1 pseudogene is annotated in these 299 nt (G+C 67.6%); it reads right to left on the minus strand.

Annotated features, from left to right (window positions below):
• Positions 1–299 (minus strand): annotated as a pseudogene (locus NE591_RS14495) (electron transfer flavoprotein subunit alpha/FixB family protein); the annotation flags it as partial.

Below are 299 nucleotides of genomic sequence, written 5' to 3' on the forward strand. Positions count from 1 at the left end.
GCGAAGGTGCCAGGGGCCACCGTGTAGAAGGCCACATCTCCCGTGGCCTTGCGCACGCGCTTGCCCACGCCGCCGAAGTAGAGGCTCAGAGCGCCCCCGTCCTCGAAAGCCGTCACATCGGTGATGGCGGCGGCCCCCGCAGCAGCGGCCAAACGTCCCAGCACCGACTTCACATGGCGGGTCGGCTCGGCGAGCACCACAGCGGGCTGCTCTTTCTCGTAGACGGACTGAATGGTGAGGTAGGCATCGTCGGCCACGGCGCCCTCAGGCACCTCAACGATATAGGCGGCATCGGCGAC

Source organism: Adlercreutzia sp. DFI.6.23 (assembly GCF_024462535.1).
Taxonomy (GTDB): Bacteria; Actinomycetota; Coriobacteriia; order Coriobacteriales; family Eggerthellaceae; genus Adlercreutzia; species Adlercreutzia rubneri.